Here is a 16,888-nt window from a genome sequence, read left to right as displayed (position 1 = left end):
GACATGAGCATCACCTGGTACCTGGTCGTCTCTGCGCTGATCTTCTGCATCGGCGCCGGCGGCGTGCTCACACGCCGCAACCCACTTGTGATCCTGCTCTGCCTGGAGCTGATGCTGAACGCGGCGAACCTGGCGCTGGTCGCCTTCGCCCGCGCGCACGGCGACATGGGCGGGCAGATCTTCGCGCTGATGGTGATGGTCGTCGCGGCCTGTGAGGTCGCGGTCGGCCTCGGCCTCGTCGTCGCCATCTACCGCCGGCGCCTGCCGATCGACGTCGATGAATTGCGGGAGCTTCAAGGTTGACCATCACCACCTTCGGCTGGCTGGTCCTGATCTTCCCGCTTGCCGGCGCGACGATCATCGGCCTGACCTTCAAGGCGCTCCCGCAGCGCGTGCACGGCGTGATCGGGACGCTCGCGATCTTCCTCGCTTTCCTGAGCGCGATCGGGATGCTGGTCAAGCTCGGCGACCGCGACGAGGGCCACAAGCAGGTCGTCTCGGTCGCGTGGGACTACGCCAAGACGGTCGGCATCGACGCGCAGCTGTCGATCCTGATGGACCCGCTCTCGATCATGATGTGCCTGGTCGTCGCGGGCGTCTCGACGCTGATCCACCTCTACTCGTTCGCGTACATGGGCGGCGACCGCGGCTACTCGCGCTTCTTCGCGTACCTGAACTTCTTCGTGTTCAGCATGCTGCTGCTCGTCCTGGCGGCCAACTTCTTCGTGCTGATCATCGGCTGGGCCTTCGTCGGCGCCGCCTCCTACTTCCTGATCTCGTTCTGGTACCGCCGCACCACGGCGACCCAGGCGGGCATCAAGGCGTTCGTGATCAACGTGCTCGGCGACGTCGGGCTCGTGCTCGGCACGTACTTCATCTTCCAGGGAACCCACACGCTGGACTTCCTGCAGACCTTCGCGCGGATCGACCAAGCCTTCACGATCGACCAGCCTGAGCTGGTCGCCGGCTGCGTCCTGCTGCTGGTCGGCGCGTTCGCCAAGTCCGCCCAGGTCCCGCTGCACACCTGGCTCCCGGACGCCATGGAGGGCCCGACCCCGGTCAGCGCCCTGATCCACGCGGCGACGATGGTCACCGCCGGCGTCTACCTGATCGCCCGCCTGCACCCGCTGTTCGAGCGCGCGCCCGACGCCGCCGCCGTGGGCGCGATCATCGGCTGCATCACGCTGATCATCGCGGCCACGATCGGCCTCGTCGTGACCGATCTCAAGCGCGTCATCGCGTACTCGACGATGTCGCAGATCGGCTACATGATCATGGCCGTCTCCTCGGCCGCCTACGCCGCCGGCATGTTCCACCTGATGACGCACGCGTTCTTCAAGGCGCTGCTCTTCATGGCGGCCGGCTCGGTCATCTCCGCGATGGGCGGCAACCAGGACCTCAACCGCATGTCGGGGTTCCGCAAGGTGATGCCGTTCACGTACGGCTGCATGATCGTCGGCGGCCTCGCGCTGTCGGGCGTCCCGCCGTTCTCCGGCTTCTGGTCCAAGGACGAGATCATCGCGCTGGAGTTCGACCGCGGCGGCTGGCACACGATCCTCGGCGTGCTCGCCTACGTGGGCGCGTTCCTGACCGCGATCTACACGTTCCGGATGATCTTCCGCGCCTTCCACGGCGAGATGTGCCCGGAGGCCGAGGAGCTCTCGCACGGGCACCTCTACCACGCGCCCGAGCCGACCAACCCGGCCAACGGCGAGATCGAGGACACCGACATCGGCTTCCCCGGCCCGGAGCACCACATCGCCGAGCGGGCCGCGCCGATGAAGATCGCGATGGGCGCACTCGCCCTGCTGGCGATCATCGGCGGCTTCCTGCAGATCCCGGGCGTGAGCGCCGAGCTGCACCACTTCCTCGAGCCGACGTTCGCGGACTCCAACTACTACGCGGAGCTCGAGCCGAGCACGTCTTCGGAGTGGATCGGCCTGCTCGTGGGCGGCGTCATCGGGCTCACCGGCATCGGCGTCGCCTGGACGATCTGGGGCAAGGGCGGCACCGCGGCCGTCTGGCAGGCACGCCTGGGCGGCCTGCACAAGTTCTTCTTCAACAAGTGGTACTTCGATGAGGCGATCGACTTCCTCATCGTGCGGCCGTTCGCCTGGTTCGGGCGCTTCGCCAACAGCACCGTCGAGCGCGTGTTCGTCAACGGCACGCTCGTGGGTGGTTCGACCGGCGCGGTTCGCGCGCTGTCGGCCGCGGTGCGCGGCATCCAGTCGGGCTACCTGCGCTACTACGCCGCGCTCCTGCTCGTCGGCCTCACGGGCCTGAGCGCCTACTTCCTCATCTCCGCATGATCCATCTGACCATCCTCGTCTTCTTCCCCGCCGTCTGCGGGCTGCTGGCCGGGTTCAACCCGCGCGTCATCGGCCTGATCGCGACGCTGATCCCGCTGGTCTACGCGGTGATGATGGTCGCGGACTTCGACACCGCCGGCGGGCTCCAGCACGTCACCGACGACGCCTGGATCAAAGAGCTCGGCATCCGCTACAAGCTCGGCGTCGACGGCCTGAACCTCTGGCTCATCCTGCTGACCACGGTGATCGCGTTCGCGTGCGCGGTCTGGCTGGCGGTGCGACCGGTGCAGGATCGCCCCGGGCTGTTCATGTTCCACATGGCGCTGGGCGAGACCGCCGTCCTGGGCGCGTTCGTCGCGCAGGACCTGGCGCTCTTCGTTCTCTTCTTCGACCTGATGCTGGTGCCCTTCTACTTCCTGGTCGGCCAGTGGGGCGGGCCGGATCGGGTGCCCGCGGCGATGAAGATGGTCATCTACACGCTCGTCGGCTCGCTGCTGATGCTCGCGGGCGCGGTGGCGACGGCGACGCTCGCGCACGCCGGCCCGGGCGGCAGGATCTCGTTCGTGCTCTCGGACCTGGTCCAGAACCCGCTGCCGGAAGGGACGCAGAAGTGGATCTTCGTCACGTTCGCGCTCGCGTTCCTGATCAAGATGCCGTCCTTCCCGTTCCAGGGCTGGATGCCGGACGCGTACCGCACGATGCCGCTGCCGGCGCTGGCGTTCTTCTCCGGCGTGGTCTCCAAGGTCGCGGCCTACGGGTTCCTGCGCCTGGTGCTGCCGCTCTTCCCGGCCGCGACGCACGACTTCCACACGATCCTGCTGATCCTCGCGCTGGTCTCGATCATCTACGGCTCGGCGCAGGCCTTCACGCAGACCAACGCGCGGCTGATCCTCGGCTACTCGTCGATCGCGCAGCTCGGCTTCATCACGCTCGGGATCTTCGCCCTCGACCCGGCGGGTCAGGGCGCGCAGGGCGCGCTGCTGCAGGCGGTCAACCACGGCCTCGTGGTCGCGCCGCTGTTCTTCGTGATCGCGCTGCTGGCCGATCGTGCGCAGGGCTCTGAGGACATCCGCGACTACGGCGGGATCGCGTTCCGCGCCCCGGTGCTCGCGGTGCTCTTCCTGATCGCGGCGCTCGCGACCCTGGCGATGCCGGGCTCGGCGAACTTCGTCGGCGAGTTCCTGATCCTGCTCGGGACGTTCAACTCCGTGCAGGCGATCGCGTTCATCGCCTCGATCGGCGTCGTGCTCGCGTCGGTCTACGCGCTGCGGATGTACATCCGCTCGATGCACAACCGCGTCGGGCCGAAGGTCGAGTCCTTCGACATCAGCTTCCGGGACGGCCTCGTGCTCGTGCCCTTGATCCTGGCGATTCTCGCCTTCGCGCTCTACCCCCAGCTCGCGCTGGACGCGGGGCAGGAGGCCATCAAGACGACGGTGCAGGCGGTGGCGCAGCGATGACGGGTCTGCTCGCACAGGCGACCGTGAAGGGTCCGCACATCAACTGGGACGCGCTGTCCCCGCTGATCGCGCTGACGGCCGGGGCGTGCATCGTGCTGCTCGTCGGCCTCGCGCGCTCGTCGTTCATCCGCCGCAACGTCGTTCCGGTCTTGACGCTGATCACGCTCGGCGTGACCGCCGGCCTGGGTGTCTGGCAGTGGGACGTCAACGAGGCGATCGTCGCCAAGGCGCTGGTGATCGACAACCTGACGCTGACGCTGATGATGATCTTCGTCGCGGGCGGGATCGCGGCCGTGTTGTTGGCGTGGCGCTCGACGGCCACCGCCGAGGCGGGTGAGGGCGAGTACTTCGCGCTGTTGCTGACGTCGATCCTCGGCATGGTCGTGCTGGTCGCGGCCAACGACCTCGTCGTCTTGTTCATCGGGTTCGAGCTGCTCTCGATTCCGCTGTACGTCCTCTGCGCGACGCACATGCGCCGCGAGCAGTCGCTCGAGTCGGGCCTGAAGTACCTGATCATCGGCTCCGTCGGCTCGGCGACGCTGCTCTACGGCCTGGCGCTTTTGTACGGCGCCGCCGGCGGGACGAACTACGCCGACCTCGCCGCCGCGGGCGCTTCGATCTCCGACGACGTGCTGTTCCTCACGGGCGTCGGGCTCGTGATGGTCGGGCTCGCCTTCAAGGCCTCGGTCGCGCCGTTCCACCAGTGGACGCCGGACGTCTACGAGGGCGCGCCGACGCCCGTCACCGGCTTCATGGCCGTGGCCACCAAGGCGGCCGCCTTCGGCGTGATCCTGCGGCTCTTCGACGTCGCGCTGATCGACGCGTCCGCGACCTGGGCGCCCGCGTTCGCGACGCTCGCCGTGATCACGATCATCGTCGGCAACGTCGGCGCGATCGGCCAGTCCTCGCTGAAGCGCATGCTGGCCTACTCCTCGGTGGCGCAGGCGGGCTACATGCTCGCGGGCGTCGTCGTCACCACGCAGCTCGGCATCTCCGCGACGGTCTTCTACCTCATGATCTACGTCGTGATGAACCTCGCCGCGTTCGCGGTGATCACGGCGCGCGAGCGTGAGGCCGGAATCGGCGACGACATCTCCTCGCTCTACGGCCTCGGCCGCGACCGCCCGTTGCTGGCCTGGCCGATGACGATCGCGATGCTCGCGTTGGCGGGCTTCCCGGCGACCGCCGGCTTCTTCGGCAAGCTCTACCTGATCAACGCCGCCGTCGACAACGGCTACGCCTGGCTCGGCATCGTCATCGTGCTCGGCTCCGCCGTCTCGTTGGCGTACTACCTTCGGGTGGTCGCGGCGGTCTGGATGCGCTCGCCCTCCGAGGCCCCGGCGCCGCTCGTACGCGCCAGCGCTCGCCCGGTGATCGCGGGCGGGTCCGCGGAGGCCGACGACGAGGCCCGCGCGGCCGGCCGCGAGCCGGGCGCGACCTCGGCGATCATCGAGTCCGACTTCGACACCTCCGAGCCGGTGCGCCGCACGCTGCGCCAGCCTGAGGTCGTCTTCGTCGCCGTCGTCTGCGCCCTGGTGACGCTCGTGTTCGGGATCTACCCCGAGCCGCTCTTCAACGTCGCCAAGGACGCCGGCGACGCGATCCAGTCGCTGCTGTAGAAATTCCTCGCCGACCGGGGCGAACTTTCGCGCGGCCCTCCTCTGAGGGTCGTGCGATCGCATCCCACCGCCGGTCAGGCGTCACTCGAATACATCGCCGCCGTCGCCCTCTTGGCGGCGCTGTTGGTGTTCGCCGCGCCGGCGGTGGGCGCCCCCGACATCGCCCGCGCGATCGTCAAGGCCTTCGAGCACGGCTTGTGCGTCGTCGGCGGCGACGTCTGCAACTCCGAGGACGCCCGCCGCGCGAAGCTCGCGCCGTGTCCGCTGCGTACGGAGCTGAAGGGTCACGAGGGCTCGATCACGGCCTTCAGCCTCGAGCTCGGCGAGAAGTCGACGCTGACGGTCACGCCGCAGTCGGACGGGACCGTGCTCGTGGTGCGCACCGCGGGGGTCACCGGGGGCTTCGCCGGCGCTCTGGGGTTCGGCGGGGAAGCCGGCCCCGTCCGGTTCGACGCCGGCGTGGACGGCACGGTGCGAGCCCGGATTCAGGGCGCGCGCGGGTGGGTGTTCCCCGACCAGGCGACGGCCAAGGCCTTCCTGGAGCACTCGGTCGAGCACGCCATCGACGAGCAGCGCTGGCCCGCGTCGTGGTGGTCCGGTGAGGGCGCCGCCGAAGTGGCCGGCGCCGCCGGGGTGAGCGTCGGCTCCGAAGATCACGCGGCGGGCCTGGGCGGCACGAGCGCCACGGGGAACATCGCGGTCGGCTTTCGGCGCTCCCGGGACGGGTCGACGACCATCTATACCCGCCAGGCGATCGAAGCGCCCGAGGTGAACCTCCCGCTCCTGTCGTCGCCGGTCGACCTCGGAAAGGCCCAATGGGTCGCCGAGTACACACGCGGGCCCCACGGCGAGCCGCGCGAGTTCGTCCTGCGCACCGCGATCTCCAAGCCGCCCGGCAACACCGTCACCGAGGTCGCCGCACACCTCGACGTGAGCGATCCGGCCAACTTCGAATACATCCGCCCCGCGGTCGACGACTACGGGGTCCCTCGCGCCGCGCCGCTCGGGTCGATGCGGCAGGTGATCCTCGACCGGATCGCGACACACGGCACCGTTGACACGATCGTCTCCACGGTCAACGAGACCTCCCGGGGGCTCTCGGTGTCGGCCAAGATCGGGCTCAAGTTCGGACTTGGCGGCAAGCAGCTCACAGTGCACAAGTCGCTCGTCAGCGCGACGGTGCAACGCGGGGCGCTCGTGGGGAAGCGGCTCGATTGCGTGCCGTTGCCGGGTTAGGGACGAAAGTCAACTGCGCCGGGTGGGGAGGGGGGAGTGGCGCACCCTCCGGGTCTGACTCGCCGTGAGTCCGGGTCGCGGCGCGGCTCTGTTGGGTCGAAGCGTGGTGCTGGGATACCGACAGTTACGGGCGTGGGCTGGTCAGTGTGTCCCGCACTCGCGGTTGTCCCGATCGTCATGGTCGACCGTGCGCGTTTGACAGACAGATCGCGGGTTTCGATCAGGTTCGCACTGGTCGAATTGGCGCGCTGGTGGGGGTGACGAACATTTGCGTCCTCACAGGACGCATTTGTTCCTCACCCCCCACGCGCATGACTTCGTTGCTCGCCGAAACCGATCACCGCAAGGCCCCGCGCGGACCGGGGTGTCAGCACCACGCCCGTAACTGCCGGTATCCCAGCACGGCACTTCGATCCCAACAGAGCCGCGCACCGAGCGGACCCACGCCAGCCAGGGACGGGTGGCACTGCCACTCCCCCTCCCCCACCCGGCGCAGTTGACTTCGTCCCGAGCTAGACCCGTGTGAACGTCTGGGCGCCGATCACCGAGAGCAGCGCCAACCGCTCGGCGTCCTCAGTCCCCGGGGACGCCGTGAAGACGACGAGCCGCTCGAGCTGGTTCTCGGCGGTGAGGATCTGGCAGTCGAGCGTCATCAGGCCGACGGCGGGGTGTTGGATGCGCTTGCGGGTGTCCGTGCGGATCGCAACCTCGTGGCGGTCCCACAGGGCGGCGAACTCTGGGCTCTGACGCAGCAGCGCGCCGATCAGCTCGTCCGCCTCGCGGTCGCCGGTGGTGCGGCCGTGAACGGCTCGCAGCGCGGCGGTGTAGCTGCGGGAGTGGATCGGGTGGTCCTCCTCCGGGAACAGGGCGCGCTCGATCGGGTCGTTCGTGAACCAGCGGTAGAAGACGCTGCGGTCGAGCCCGGTGTGGTGGGTGTGCTCGCCCATCAGCGCCGCACCGAGCGCGTTCTGCTGCAGCGTGACGCCAAGGTCGGAGACGACCTGCGCGGGGGTGTCGAGGCGGTCGAGCACGCGCATCAGGGCCGGGCTGACGTGCTCGGTGCGGAACCCGCGCGGCGGCGGGGTGTACCCGGCGAGGCCGAGCAGATGGTCTCGCTCGTCCTGCGTGAGCCGCAGGGCGCGGGCGATCGCGCCGATCGTCTGCTCGGACGGTCGCGACCCGCGCCGCTGCTCGATGCGGGCGTAGAAGTCGGTCGACATGTGCGCGAGCGCCGCGACCTCCTCGCGCCGCAGGCCTGACGTCCGCCGCCGCCGCCCGGCGGGCAGACCGACGTCCTCGGGCTGCAGGGCCTCCCGGCGCCTGCGGAGGAAGTCGGCCAGGTCGTCGCGATCCATGCCGTCCAGTATCGGACGTGATCCGGCGATTAGCCAGGGATTGTCCGTCCCTGGCTGAAGCGACCTCTTTTCGCGGCGTCGAGGGGGACCGACCATCGCTGCCATGCCCTCCAAGATCGCACTCATCACCGGCGGCAACCGCGGCATCGGGCGCAGCACCGCGCTGCACCTCGCCCAGGACGGCGTCGACGTGATCATCACCTACCTCACCAACGCCGGCGAAGCCGCCGGCGTCGTCTCCGAGCTCGAGGCGCTGGGCCGCAAGGCGGTCGCACTGCAGCTCGACGTCGGAGGCATCTCGTCCTTCCCCGCCTTCGCCGCCACCGTCCGCGAGACGCTGAACGCCACGTGGGCCCGCGATACGTTCGACTTTCTCGTCAACAACGGCGGGATGTCGCGCGGCGGCATGCTGGCGACGATCACCGAGGAGGACTTCGACGCGCTCGTCGACGTCCACTTCAAGGGCGTCCTGTTCCTCACCCAGGCCCTGAACCAGCTGCTCGCCGACGGCGGCTCGATCGTCAACCTCTCGAGCGGCCTCACCCGGCTCACGTACCCGGAGCGGATGACCTACGGCTCGGTCAAGGCTGCCGTCGAGGTGATGACGCGCTACCTGGCGGCGGAGCTCGGGGCGCGCGGCATCACCGTCAACGTGATCGCCCCCGGCGCCGTCGCGACCGACTTCAGCGACGGCCTGCTGCGCGACAACCCGAACTTCCAGGAGCAGATCGCATCCATCACCGCCCTCGGACGCTACGCGGTCGCCGACGACATCGGCCCGGCCATCGCCGCCCTGCTGGGCGAGGGCAACCACTGGGTCACGGGCCAGCGCATCGAGGTCTCAGGCGGGATGCATATCTAATCCAGGTGGTGCGCCACGTCCCAGGTCCAGAACTCGACCAGGTGGCCGTCGGGATCGTTGACGTAGGCGGCGCGCGAATGCTGGTAGGCGCCGAAGGCGTGCTCGGCGACCTCCAGGCCTTTGGCCCGCAGCTCGGCCACCGCGGCGTCGTAGTCGGCCTCGGCGATGTGCATCGCGAAGTGCACGTGCACGCCGCCGCGGCCCTTCTCCAGCCCGACCTGCGGGCGCCAGAGGCCGATGCGGGTACGGTCGCCGGCCATGACCCAGATCGCCTCGCGATCGGGCCAGCGGTCGACGACCGGAAACCCGAGCGCGCCCGCGTAGAACGCTTCGGAGGCCTCGAGGTCGACGACCTCGAGGACGAGCTCGCTAACTCCAGAAACCGGAATCGCCATCCGTCGGATTCTGCCGATTTGCTCGCTAGGGTCGAGGGGTGGAAGAGTTCACCGCGCCCGAACGCGCCCGCCTGGCGCCGCATTTCTCCAACGTGGACGGGCCGGTGTTCGCGCTCGTGGACCTGCCGGAAACCGTGAAGGGCGCCATGTTCGCCCGCTACTCGCGGTACCCGGGCACGCTGCGGCGCCTGTTCTTGGACGAGTTCGCGGATTCGCTCCCGCAGCGTGAGGCCCACGCCGCAGACGACGTCGAGGGCGGCCGCGCGGCGGAGCTCTTCGAGCGGATCTTCGTGGGTTATGGCGATGACTCGGTGGCGCAGCTCGGCGGCGCGCACATCGCGGTCGAGTGGTGCTCGAACGTGCTCACGAAGCTGCTCCAGCGCCCGCGCCTGGCGTCCTACCTCGAGCAGTCCACCCGCTACATCGCCTACGACGCGCCGATGCCGGGCGGCGGCTACCGCTACCACCGCGACGCGGAGCTCGGCCCCGAGTACGTCGCGTCGATGGACGCGCTGTTCGCCGCCTACTCGGAGGCCCTGCCGCGCGTGAGCGCGTGGGTGGACGAGACGTTCCCCACCACGCCCGGCGAGTCGGAGGCCGTCCGCCGCCGCGCGGTCAAGGCCAAGGCGCTGGACCTGTTGCGCGGCCTCCTCCCCGCCGCCTCGCTCTCGCACATGGGCATCTACGCGAGCGGCCAGGCGTACGAGCAGCTGATCATGCACCTGCTCGCGCACCCGCTGCCCGAGGCGCGCGTCTGCGGGCAGCGCATGCTCGAGGCGGTCAAGGCCGTCATCCCGAGCTTCGTCTCGCGCATCGAGCGCCCGGGGCGCGGTGACGTCTGGATCGACTACCTGAGCGAGCGCCGTGCCGCGGAGCGGCGCTGGGCGGAGCGCCTCGGCCTCGACCGCGACGAGGCCGGCGAGGCGCGCTCCTCAGTCGAGCTCGTGCACGTGGACGGGGACGAGAACCGCCTGCTCGCCGCGCTGCTCTTCGAGGCCGCGGGCACGCCCGAGGCCAGTGCGCTGAGCGCGGTCGAGCACCTCAGCGACGACGAGCGCGCGCGGATGCTCGCCGACCTCGTCGGCGAGCGCAGCAACCGCCGCCACCGCCCGGGCCGCGGCTTCGAGGCGCTGCGCTACCGCTTCGAGATCGTCTCCGACTACGGCGCGTTCCGCGACCTGCAGCGCCATCGCATGCTGACCGTCCAGTGGCAGCCGCTGACGCCGGATCTCGGCGCCGAGATCCCCGAGGAGGTCGCGGACGCCGGCTGCGGCGAGCTCTACGAGCGCGCCCTGGAGCGTTCCCGCGCCGAGTACGAGCGCCTGCGCGAAGCGGGTCACCAAGAAGCCGCCCCGTACGCGCTGTGCCTCGGCTACCGCATCCGCTACGTCCTGGACCTCAACGCGCGCGAGGCGATGCACCTCACCGAGCTGCGCTCCGCCCGCGAAGGCCACGCGTCCTACCGCGCGGTCGCGCAAGCGATGCACACCGCGATCGAGCAGCGTCACCCGGCGGTCGCGGCGACGATGCGCTACGTCGACCACTCGTCCGAGCCGCGCCTGGAGCGGATCCTGGCCGAGATCCGCGGCGAGTCGCGCCGCGCGTCGCTGACGGCCTGAGGCGACGCGGCTGAGCGGCAGCGCCTCATGATCGAAGCGATCCTCGCCGTCGTGCGCCGCCGCTCCGCCGCCCTCGTCGCGCGCGACGCGGCCGAGCTGCGCGCCGTGCACCATCCCGACTTCCGCTTCACGACCCCTCGCGGCGACGTGCGCGACCTCGAGGCGTATATCGCCGGGAACACCGGCGGGGCGCTGGTGTGGCGGGCGCAGGACCTCGTCGCGCCCGAGCTCGTCGTCGCGGGCGAGGTCGCGGTGCTCACCGGTGTGATGCACGACGAGTTCGAGCGGGCGGGCGAGCCCGGCGCCCACGACATGCACGTGACGTTCGTGTTCGTCGAGCGCGCCGGCGAATGGGTCGTGCTCGCGGGCCACGCCGGCCCGCCCGCCTGATCAGCTCTGAACCCGCACCGTCGTGTCGACCTCGAAGGTCCGCGACCGCGGCTCGCGAGCCGGGCGCTCGACACGCGGCGGCAGCGCCCACAGCGCCCGCAACCCGCCGCCGAACCCGAGGCCCTGCGCCAGGGCTCGCCGCAGCGCCCGCCGGCCGCTGCGCGGCAACGGCGGCGGTGAGAGGGCGTAGCGACCCGCGGCCAACGCCGCCAGATAGGCCTTCACCTCGGGCGAATGTGAGCCGAGGCGGCGTTCGAGCTGGGTCATCGTGGTGCCGACGGTCACCGGCCGGCCCACGCGTTCCAAGGCGTTCTCGACCTCGTTGATCGCCCGGTCCATCGGCGTCTTCCCGCGCGGGCGGCGCAGGAAGAGCGCCACCGCGAGCACGATGACCGCCACGACGAGCACGCCGAGCGCCCAGATCCAGAACGAGATCCCGCCGCTATCGCTGGCCGTTGCGCCCGAGATCGGCTCGTCGACGCCGAGCCGCAGCTCCGGGCGCACCGAGATGTTCGGCTTCTCGGTGTTGGCCGCCGCGTCGGCGGCGCCGGTGTCGGCCGCGGCGGGCGGCGGCGAGGCGCCCCGGAGCGGCGCGAGCGCGGCGATCTGCGAACGCGCGGGCGTCGCGTTGGGGGTCGGGTCGATCGTGACCCAGCCGTACTTGTCGAACCACACCTCGACCCACGCGTGGGCGTCGGTGTCGCGCACGATCCAGGCCTTCTTGCGCGCCGAGAAGCCGCCGGGGGAGAAGCCGGTCGCCACGCGCGCCGGGATCCCGGCCATGCGCAGCATCAGCGCCATCGCGCCCGCGTAGTGCTGGCAGTAGCCCTCGTGGGTCTGGTTGATGAAGTACTCCAGCGGCGCCTGACCCGCCGGTGGCTGCGGCGGGCGCTCGACGTAGCGGAACGACGGCCCGTGCAGGTAGTCGTAGACGGCGCGGACGTAGTCCATCGGCTGCGCTGACTCGCTCTTGAGCTTCTTCGAGAGCTCCCACGTCTGCTCGTAGATCGAGCGCCTCATCACGGAGTCGACGTCGAAGTCCGAGCGCCCCGTGCCAGGGAAGGAGACGCGGTCGGCACCGACGCCCTCCCAGGAGCTGAAATGCACCTCGGCGTCCGTGATCGGGCCCGCCTTGGTCTTGGCGATGATGCTCGCGGCGCTGCGGGGGATCGACCTGACCTCGCTCGGCTTGAACGGGACCGTGATCACGCGCTCGTCGGGCTGGCGCTCGACCGCGCCGGTCGTGGCGTCGGCGAGCTGCTCCTGCGTCGGCGTCGGAACGTAGACTTTCGCCGTATAGGAATCGCCGCGGCGCAGCACGCTCGGCGCGTCCCACGTGCCGGGCGAGATGCCCTGCTCGACGCCGCGCGAGCCGTCCGTGATCGACTCCGTCGTCCCGGCGCCGATCACGTCGCGGATCCGCATCCGCCGGATCGAGACCGAGACCGTGTGCGTCCACGAAGCCGGCGCGTCCTGGACATCGTCCGGCAGGTCGAGCGAGAAGAGCGGATCCGGGCCGGGGTCGAGCGGCTCCGAGCGCGTCGTCCACCCATCCTTGAAGAAGACGTCGAGGTTGCGCGCCTTCCAATACAGCGGCTCTTTGGAGGACACGCGCATGATCTCGTTGCCGTCGCGCGGCCAGGTGATCGGCCCGTAGCTCTGATTCCACGAGAAGCGCACCGGGTCATCCGGCCCCAGGCTCTCGGCGAACGAGCGATAGTCGAACCACGGCTGCCCGCGGTCGGCCGCCGCGGCGATGGGCAGCGCGCCCAGCAGCGCGACCGCGATCAGCCCCGCGACCCCCAATCCGGGCCGCAACGGGAGCCGCTCGAGCCACAGGAAGACGACCGTCAGCGCCGCCAGACCGAGCCCGAGCAGGAGCGACGAGGCGGTTCCGCCCAGCGAGATCACCGGCGAGGCGACGACGACGAACAGCACCGCGACCGCGACGAAGGGATAGCCGCGCTCCGGTGGCGTCAGCGGCACGCGCGCGTCCCCTGCCCGCGGCGAGCGCGGCCAGAACGTCAGCAGCCCGGCGAGGATCAGCAACTCGGCGCCGAGCAGCTCGAGCACGATCCGCGGCCACGGATCCGCGCTCACGTAGGGCATGCGCACCGTCCCCAGCGCCTGCAGGCCGCCGCCGAGCCCGGACAGCAGATCGTCCCACCCGTGCGGCTTCAAGAGCTTCAACCCGGCGCCAGAGAGCCAGTAGCCGAGGAACAGCGCGATCACGGTCACCGCGGGGAGCGCGAGCACCCGCAGCCGCCCGGCGGGAAGGCGCTCGGCGCCGAGCACGGCCGCCGCCGCGCCCAACGCGACGAGCACCCACAACAGCGCCCGTCCGGAGCTCAGGCCCCCGACGAGCCGCTGCCACTCCAAGGCCCCGAGCGCGCCCAGCGCCGCCAACCCGACGATCCGGGCCACCGGCTGCGGCAGCAGCGCGCGAGTGGGCGCCTTAGGCGCTTTCGGCCTCACGCTGCCGCAACTCGATGCGCCGGATCTTGCCGGTCAGGGTCTTCGGGAGGTCGTCGACGAACTCGATCTTCCGAGGGTAGGCGTAAGCGGACAACCGCGACCGGACATGGGACTGGATGTCGCGTACCAACTCATCCGAGCCAGCGTGTCCGTCGGCGAGCACGATGAACGCCTTGACGACGCTGCCACGCCGCTCGTCGGGCGAGGCGACCGCCGCCGCTTCCTTGACCGCCGGGTGTTCCAGGCACGCCGACTCGACCTCGAACGGGCCGATCCGGTACCCGGCCGCGATGATCACGTCGTCGGCGCGGCCCTCGTACCAGACGTAGCCGTCCGCGTCGAACTTGGCGGCGTCCTTGGTGTGGAACCAGTCCCCGCCGAACGTCTCCTTCGCCGCCTCCTCGTTGCGCCAGTAGCCGAGCGGATAGTGCGGGTTCGAGCGGGCGCGCAGGCAGATCTCCCCGCGCTCCCCCTGCGGGACCGGCTGCTCGTCGGGGTCGAGGATCTGCACGTCCCAGCCGGGCATCGGCCGGCCCATCGAGCCCTCGCGGACCTCCATGAACGGATAGTTGGCGACCAGCGGGTAGGACTCGGTGAGCCCGTAGTAGTCGAGCACCGTCAGCCCGTACTGCTCGCGGAACCAGCGGATCGCCTCCGGGTTCAGCGGCTCGCCCGCGCTGCAGACCACGCGGAACTTCTCGGGATACGTGGTGCCGGCGTCCGGGATCGTCATCATCGAGCGCATCGCGGTCGGCGTCGTGAAGACGTTCGTCGCCTCGTGGCGGGAGAGGAAGTCGAGCTGCTGGCGCGGGTCGAAGCCGCCCTGGCGCTGGAGCACGAGCTGGACGGCGCCGTAGCGCCACGGACCGAGCAGTGGCGCGATGCCCGCCGCCCACGCCCACTCGCCCATCCCGTGGAAGCGCTCGCCGTCCTGCACGTCGTGGCAGTAGACGAACTCCTCGTGCGCGAGCAGGTAGCGATGCGCGTGGACGATCCCCTTCGCCAGCCCGGTCGTGCCGGACGTGTAGTAGAGCTGCGCCGGGTCGTCGGCGAGGGTGTCCACCCGCTCGAACTCCGGCGAGGCGTTGGCGAAGACATCGTCATCGAGTACGAGCACGTGCTCGACCAGGTTCGAATCGACGCGGTCGCGGTTCGCCGCGTTGGTCACCAGCACCTTGGCCTGCGAGTCGCTGACGCGATGGCGGATGCCGTCGTCGCCGTAGAGCACCGACATCGAGAGCAGGATCGCGCCCGTCTTCCACGTGCCGAAGAACGCCGCCGCGGTCTCGGGCGTCGGCGGCAGCAGCATCGCGACGCGGTCGCCCTTGACGACGCCGAGCGCGGTGAGCGCGTTCGCGAAGCGATTCGAGAGCTCCTGCAGCTCACCCCAGCGGACCTCGCGGACGGTCCCGTCGAAGTGTTCATGGATCATCGCGAGCTTGTCGGCCGGGTGCTTGTCGCACACGTCCTCGGCGATGTTGTACCGCTCCGGGACACGCCACTCGTGGGTGGCGACGGCCTCCTCGTACGTCACGGCTCCTCCTCAGTCATCCGTCCGACCGGGAAAAAGCATAGGCGTAGCGGGCGGGCAACTCGACGATTCGTGTCGGACGACCGCCAGCCTTCCGACAGGGTGACTCCACGATGCGCAGGGGGTGAAAAAGAGAGAGTTCCCCTCGCCCCACACCCCCCGAAACGCAAGGAACAGACCACCATGCTCATCGTTCGCGGAATTGCTGCTCTCGGCGTCAGCGCCGTCATCGCCGTCGGCACCCTCGTCGCCGTCAACCACAACACGAACGAGGCCTCCAAGACGGCCAAGGACATCACGCAGCAGACGCTCGACTACCAGCGTGAGGCGATGAAGAACGCCCAGGACGCCACCAAGGCCGCGACGACCGACGTCGATGTCGCCAAGGCGCAATCCGACGCCGACGAGCTCGTCGCCAACGCCAACGACGCCGCCGCGAAGGCGATCGACAGCGTCGACGACAACACGGCGATCCCGGCCGAGGCCCAGAAGCAGCTCGACGCCGCCAAGGCGCAGCTCGAGCAGAAGTAGTCGCTCGCTAGTAGGGGATGACCGCCGACTGCGGCGCGCCGCCCGCGTCCAGCCAGTAGGCGTAACGCTCCCCGACCCCTTCACCGAGGGCGACCGCCGTGACCACGTCCGGCGAGACGCCCTCAGGCATCGGCCCGCTCGCACGCCAGATGCGCAGACCGACCGGAGTCCCGGCAAGTTGCGCCCACTCGTTGGCCGCGACCGGGCCGCCACCGCTCTCCAGCTCGCGGAACTTGCCGTTGGCGACGTCGAGCACACCCACGGCGCCGGAACGCACGTAGGCGACCTTGCGGTCGCTGAGGATCCAGGCGTCGGTCGTATCCCCGAGGCGGCGCGTCGTCCCGCGTCGGCACGCCCACGTGGCGCCGCCGGCGCGGGTGAGCACGATGTGTGCGTCGCGCAACAGCAGCTTTGCCCCGGCCCGCGGCTTGCAGCGCCCGATCGTCCGCGCCCGCGGCGCCGGGCGGGCGCTGTCGGCGGCGGGCAGGTCGAGCAGCGCGGTGCGCGGCGCACCCGCCTCACGCCAGTACACCCGCGCGCCGCTCGCCGCGAGCCCGGTCGCGGAGACCGTGCCGAGCACCTGCTTGCGGCCGCCGGTGAAGCGCGCGACCACGCCGTGCTCCCCCGCGCTCACGAGCGCACCCGCCAGGGCGACGACCTGGTTGTCGGTGTCCTCGTCGAGCACCGTCACCTTCGCCGCCCGGTTCGTGCGCAGATCGATGAGCGAGTCGATGCGCACGTCCGAGGACTCCGCCGCCGACGCGAAGAGGCTGGTGTAGAGCCAGCGGCCGCCGAGGAGGCCGAGGACGGAGCCGGATTCATCCGTCCCCATCCCGTCATTGGAGCTCTCGCCGACGATCCGCGCCTTGCCGGTGGCGCGATAGCACGCGATCAGCTGGTGCTTGCTCGCATACACCTGCACCGCAGGGGTCTCGTACTCGGCGCGCGCGGCCGGAACGCCGCAGGCCGCCTCGGCGGTCGCGGGAACGAGGAGGAACAGGAGCGCGAGCGCGAGGAAGAACCGGATCATGGTGCGTGCACTATCCCAGTCGCGCAGCCAAAGCCTCCCCCCGCCCGAACTTTGTTCGCGTGACCTGCAAAAGCCC

14 protein-coding genes are annotated in these 16,888 nt (G+C 70.2%); 9 read left to right on the top strand and 5 right to left on the bottom strand.

Features of this window, described 5'->3' with window-relative positions; all coding sequences use genetic code 11:
• The first annotated feature begins 3 nt into the window (after window positions 1-3).
• Genes nuoK through OM076_RS03635 form a run of 5 tightly spaced genes read left to right on the top strand, consistent with a single transcriptional unit; the run spans window position 4 to window position 6,624 of the window.
• Complete coding sequence (gene nuoK, locus OM076_RS03655) at window positions 4-303, top strand: NADH-quinone oxidoreductase subunit NuoK (RefSeq protein WP_270038033.1); 300 nt, start codon at window positions 4-6, stop codon at window positions 301-303.
• A complete protein-coding gene (nuoL, locus tag OM076_RS03650; protein ID WP_270038032.1) occupies window positions 300-2,309 on the top strand; it encodes an NADH-quinone oxidoreductase subunit L in 2,010 nt (669 codons plus the stop codon). Before nuoK ends, nuoL begins: the two co-directional genes overlap by 4 nt.
• Window positions 2,306-3,769: a complex I subunit 4 family protein gene (locus OM076_RS03645; protein WP_270038031.1), complete on the top strand. Its 1,464-nt coding sequence runs from the start codon at window positions 2,306-2,308 to the stop codon at window positions 3,767-3,769. The genes nuoL and OM076_RS03645 overlap by 4 nt, the downstream gene beginning before the upstream one ends.
• A complete protein-coding gene (locus OM076_RS03640) occupies window positions 3,766-5,388 on the top strand; it encodes an NADH-quinone oxidoreductase subunit N (protein WP_270038030.1) in 1,623 nt (540 codons plus the stop codon). Before OM076_RS03645 ends, OM076_RS03640 begins: the two co-directional genes overlap by 4 nt.
• Before the next feature lie 51 nt (window positions 5,389-5,439).
• Complete coding sequence (locus OM076_RS03635; protein WP_270038029.1) at window positions 5,440-6,624, top strand: hypothetical protein; 1,185 nt, start codon at window positions 5,440-5,442, stop codon at window positions 6,622-6,624.
• 512 nt (window positions 6,625-7,136) lie between these two features.
• On the opposite strand, the gene OM076_RS03630 is transcribed toward OM076_RS03635, so the two are convergent.
• Window positions 7,137-7,979: a helix-turn-helix transcriptional regulator gene (locus OM076_RS03630; protein ID WP_270038028.1), complete on the bottom strand. Its 843-nt coding sequence runs from the start codon at window positions 7,977-7,979 to the stop codon at window positions 7,137-7,139.
• A 103-nt stretch (window positions 7,980-8,082) separates the two neighbouring features.
• Here OM076_RS03630 and OM076_RS03625 point away from each other — a divergent pair, with 103 nt between their 5' ends.
• Complete coding sequence (locus OM076_RS03625; RefSeq protein WP_270038027.1) at window positions 8,083-8,841, top strand: SDR family NAD(P)-dependent oxidoreductase; 759 nt, start codon at window positions 8,083-8,085, stop codon at window positions 8,839-8,841.
• Here the strand turns inward: OM076_RS03625 and OM076_RS03620 are convergent.
• The gene (locus OM076_RS03620; protein WP_270038026.1) at window positions 8,838-9,236 is read right to left on the bottom strand and encodes a VOC family protein; all 399 of its coding nucleotides are present in this window, start codon (window positions 9,234-9,236) and stop codon (window positions 8,838-8,840) included. The two genes, OM076_RS03625 and OM076_RS03620, sit on opposite strands and share 4 nt — an antisense overlap.
• Before the next feature lie 38 nt (window positions 9,237-9,274).
• On the opposite strand from OM076_RS03620, the gene OM076_RS03615 reads away from it, so the two are divergent.
• Both OM076_RS03615 and OM076_RS03610 read left to right on the top strand, forming a co-directional pair.
• Window positions 9,275-10,855 carry an FAD-dependent thymidylate synthase gene (locus tag OM076_RS03615; RefSeq protein WP_270038025.1) on the top strand — a complete coding sequence of 527 codons (1,581 nt, stop codon included), beginning with the start codon at window positions 9,275-9,277 and terminating at the stop codon, window positions 10,853-10,855.
• Between the two features lie 27 nt (window positions 10,856-10,882).
• Window positions 10,883-11,245, top strand: a complete 363-nt coding sequence (locus OM076_RS03610) for a nuclear transport factor 2 family protein (protein ID WP_270038024.1) — start codon at window positions 10,883-10,885, stop codon at window positions 11,243-11,245.
• Here the strand turns inward: OM076_RS03610 and OM076_RS45840 are convergent, their stop codons facing one another.
• Together OM076_RS45840 and OM076_RS03600 are read right to left on the bottom strand one after the other, a co-directional pair.
• Entirely contained in the window at window positions 11,246-13,720 is a 2,475-nt protein-coding gene (locus OM076_RS45840; protein WP_270038023.1) for a transglutaminase-like domain-containing protein, read from the bottom strand.
• Window positions 13,701-15,254, bottom strand: coding sequence for an acetate--CoA ligase (locus OM076_RS03600; RefSeq protein ID WP_270038022.1), 1,554 nt, complete (start codon window positions 15,252-15,254; stop codon window positions 13,701-13,703). Before OM076_RS03600 ends, OM076_RS45840 begins: the two co-directional genes overlap by 20 nt.
• Window positions 15,255-15,434: 180 nt before the next feature.
• Between OM076_RS03600 and OM076_RS03595 the strand changes: the two genes are divergently transcribed.
• Window positions 15,435-15,782: a hypothetical protein gene (locus tag OM076_RS03595; RefSeq protein WP_270038021.1), complete on the top strand. Its 348-nt coding sequence runs from the start codon at window positions 15,435-15,437 to the stop codon at window positions 15,780-15,782.
• Window positions 15,783-15,789: 7 nt separating this feature from the next.
• On the opposite strand, the gene OM076_RS03590 is transcribed toward OM076_RS03595, so the two are convergent.
• Complete coding sequence (locus tag OM076_RS03590; RefSeq protein WP_270038020.1) at window positions 15,790-16,812, bottom strand: hypothetical protein; 1,023 nt, start codon at window positions 16,810-16,812, stop codon at window positions 15,790-15,792.
• Window positions 16,813-16,888 lie beyond the last annotated feature (76 nt).

This window comes from Solirubrobacter ginsenosidimutans (genome assembly GCF_027587205.1).
The sequence above is the reverse complement of the archived record's forward strand: the minus strand, read 5'-3'. Positions and strand labels throughout refer to the sequence as shown.